Origin of the sequence: Microcoleus sp. Pol11C3, assembly GCF_036701485.1 — a bacterium.
In the GTDB taxonomy this organism is placed as follows: domain Bacteria; phylum Cyanobacteriota; class Cyanobacteriia; order Cyanobacteriales; family Microcoleaceae; genus Microcoleus.
The window spans coordinates 1-2,960 of sequence record NZ_JAUBQW010000257.1 but is presented as its reverse complement, the minus strand read 5'-3'; the positions used below and the strand labels follow the sequence as shown (position 1 = coordinate 2,960).

Annotated in this window: 3 protein-coding genes and 1 pseudogene; 3 read left to right on the top strand and 1 reads right to left on the bottom strand. The window is 43.2% G+C overall.

Features of this window, described 5'->3' with window-relative positions; translation table 11 throughout:
* Nucleotides 1-77: 77 nt before the first annotated feature.
* The 3 genes and pseudogenes from QUA40_RS28200 to QUA40_RS28190 form a co-directional block, all read left to right on the top strand.
* Nucleotides 78-371 (top strand): annotated as a pseudogene (locus QUA40_RS28200) (nuclear transport factor 2 family protein); the annotation flags it as partial.
* A gap of 240 nt (nucleotides 372-611) precedes the next feature.
* Entirely contained in the window at nucleotides 612-1,250 is a 639-nt protein-coding gene (locus QUA40_RS28195) for a bifunctional 4-hydroxy-2-oxoglutarate aldolase/2-dehydro-3-deoxy-phosphogluconate aldolase (protein ID WP_333131941.1), read from the top strand.
* A gap of 87 nt (nucleotides 1,251-1,337) precedes the next feature.
* On the top strand, nucleotides 1,338-1,859 hold the full coding sequence (locus tag QUA40_RS28190; RefSeq protein ID WP_333131939.1) for a L,D-transpeptidase: 522 nt from the start codon (nucleotides 1,338-1,340) through the stop codon (nucleotides 1,857-1,859).
* A gap of 137 nt (nucleotides 1,860-1,996) precedes the next feature.
* On the opposite strand, the gene QUA40_RS28185 is transcribed toward QUA40_RS28190, so the two are convergent.
* A complete protein-coding gene (locus QUA40_RS28185; protein WP_333131937.1) occupies nucleotides 1,997-2,824 on the bottom strand; it encodes a DUF1963 domain-containing protein in 828 nt (275 codons plus the stop codon).
* Nucleotides 2,825-2,960: the final 136 nt, after the last annotated feature.

The window sequence follows — 2,960 nt, the reverse complement described above, 5'->3', positions numbered from 1 at the left end:
TTTTTTCTAATTAACTATTTTTATCGATTTTATCATGATCTTGCCTCTGTCTCACATTTATTTGAAATGACTATAACCTCGATCGAATCATCTCCCATTACGCAGAAGATGTAATTCTGATATCGCCTGTCGCAGCGCAACTGCTAAACGAACCATCTGGGACAGTGACAGGCAAAGAAGCGCTACGAAACTACTTCAAAAAGGGGCTGGAAGTTTATCCTGACCTCAAGTTTGAGTTGCTTGATGTGATGTGGGGAGTTTCCAGTGTTGTCTTTTACTACATCAACCAAAAGGGCACGAAGACAGGTGAGTTTATGGAAGTCAGTTCAACCGGAAAAGTGACTAAAGTTGTTGCTCATTACAACGGGTAGAGCGAGGTTATGCAAATGGCGGTAATATGGATGGTACAACCGAGCGATGCTGAGGCTTTACTTACTCTAGCTAGCGAGTCAAACGCACTCTTGTTGCCTGTGGTGTAAAGAAAATAACGCAATTTTAACCGCCCCCTCGGAAACCCACGGAGGTGGGTTTTGTTTATATAGACGCGGTTTCAACCGCTCGGTCTTCCGATCTGAACTGTATTGAATTATCTGGGGGCAAAATCAGTTAGCATGAATCATCAATCTTGGTTGACACTACTAAAAAAACACCGGGCGATCGCAGTCATCCGTTCCTCCGAAAAGGAACTTGCTTGGCAGATGGCATCAGCGGTAGCAGCAGGAGGAATTCAGTTTATTGAAATTACTTGGAACACCCACAAAGCCGCTGAATTAATTGCTCAACTCCGCTCGGAATTCCCTAGTTTTAGTATTGGCACTGGCACTTTATTAAACTTAGAACAGTTGCAGCAAGCAATAGACTGTGGCGCTCAATTTCTGTTTACTCCGCACACCGATGTAGCGATGATTAAAACAGCAGTTGACGCCGGAGTGCCGATCGTCCCCGGTGCTTTTTCTCCTACAGAAATTGTGACCGCGTGGCAAGCAGGCGCTACCTGCGTTAAAGTGTTTCCGATATCGGCTTTGGGAGGCGCGACTTATCTGAAAAGCCTGCAAGGCCCTCTGGGAAACATTCCTTTAATTCCCACTGGCGGGGTGACACTGGAAAATGCCAAAGTATTTATTGAGGCCGGGGCGATCGCCGTTGGTTTAGCCGGAGACTTATTTCCTAAACACTTAGTGGACAATCGCGATTGGCGGGCGATCGTCCAAATTGCCCGAACTCTCGCCCAAAACTTAACAACTTGTTAAGTCCCGTTTCCCAATCCAACATTTCAAATCTAAAATCTAAAATAGGACAAGCCAATCTAAAATCTAAAATAGTACGAGGTGTGAGAAATGAACAGCATTATCAACTCAACTTACTTCCGCCGCGCTGGAACTTTCTGTGCCGGGTGCGCCCTAACAGTTGCTGCATTCTGCGGCGGTTCAATGACCGCATTAGCCGGCGAACAGCACAACATAATTGCTAATAAAATTATGCAGCTGCAGCAATCGGGCCAGCGCTGGATTGAAATAGATTTGTCAAGACAAAGGTTAATAGCTTGGGAAGGAAATATACCTGTTTACGCGGTGGTTATTTCCAGCGGCAAATCATCGACTCCCACCCGCACGGGAACCTTTGCCGTTGAAACCAAATACCGCGTTGCTAGAATGACTGGCCCGGACTACGACGTGCCGGATGTTCCCTATACAATGTATTACGACGGTGGCAATGCAATTCACGGCGCTTACTGGCACAATTTGTTTGGCAATCCAGTTACTCACGGCTGCACAAATGTAGCTGTCAATCACGCTAAATGGCTATTTGAATGGGCCTCGGTGGGAACACCCGTGGTGGTTCACAAATCTCAGGTTTAGGGCATGGGGCATGGGGAATTGGGCATGGGGCATGGGCATAGTCGAACGCTATTCAATCTGTTAGATGCCCGACTTCTTAAAAAAGTCGGGCATCTGCGTATTACATTTTTTTAGGTGTGCTTACTTTACTGCTGTTTTCAAGAACAATCCCAATTATATAAAACCTTAGTAAAATCTAATTCTCTGAGTGCAGATTCATCAATAAAAAAGTTACCTACACCACTGTCTCCCCACATGATATCTACTGTCTCATTGCCATCGGTATCCATTTGCAATAGAAGAATATCTAGTTTTTGTTTTTGCTCGGAGTTACTACTATATTTTCTTACGTCCTCTTGTGTAAAATCAGGATAACCACCTATTTTATGACCGACGGCTTGCGATATTTCTAGGTACTCATCCTCAATTTCAGGGTTCATAAATAACTCAGCGACTTCCGAGCCTAAAAGTTCGGTAAATTGGTAGTCATTGGTACTAATCGGCGCATATTTTTTATTAAATTGCAAGCCGCAACAGCCCTGAACAGGAAAATATTGTGGTTCCGGCAAAAAATCATAATTGGTAATAATGTTTTCAACTTTGAAGTCTGGCTGAGGAAAATAGATTATTTTGAATTTTTGTTCGACTGCGGGATTATCTACATTGGCGTAATTGCCGAAATCTAAACCATACACGTCATCGTCGGCTATATAAAACTGCAAAATTCCGCGATCGGGAAAACCATCTAAAGGCGGTATTTCATCAAAGTTGAGTTGCGCTAGCAAAAATAAATATTTACCGTCACAAGTTTTGGGATATTCAAAGCCTTTAGGTAAATAAGGAAATCCCCCAAATTTACTCTGCCACCAATTAACGTCATCATTATTCTGGGTTTGAATTTCGATGTAAGGTTTAATGGTAGCTTCGATTCTGTCGCGATACTTTTCTAATTCGGGAGAGAGGGGAAATTCTAGTTTATAATTCATCTGCTTTTAACAATTTGTTGTAAAGGCAATCCGTAGGGTGCGCCGAAGCGCAAAGCGCAGGGTGCATCTCAGTTTTGCAAATCCATGAAAAAATAGCTAAAATGAAAAAGCTAGTAAAACCGTAAAAAAAAACGAT

Excerpts from the sequence above, each read along its gene's own strand:
- QUA40_RS28195 (WP_333131941.1), top strand. The coding sequence starts at position 612 with ATGAATCATCAATCTTGGTTGACACTACTAAAAAAACACCGGGCGATC.
- QUA40_RS28190 (WP_333131939.1), top strand. The coding sequence starts at position 1,338 with ATGAACAGCATTATCAACTCAACTTACTTCCGCCGCGCTGGAACTTTC.
- QUA40_RS28185 (WP_333131937.1), bottom strand. The coding sequence starts at position 2,824 with ATGAATTATAAACTAGAATTTCCCCTCTCTCCCGAATTAGAAAAGTAT.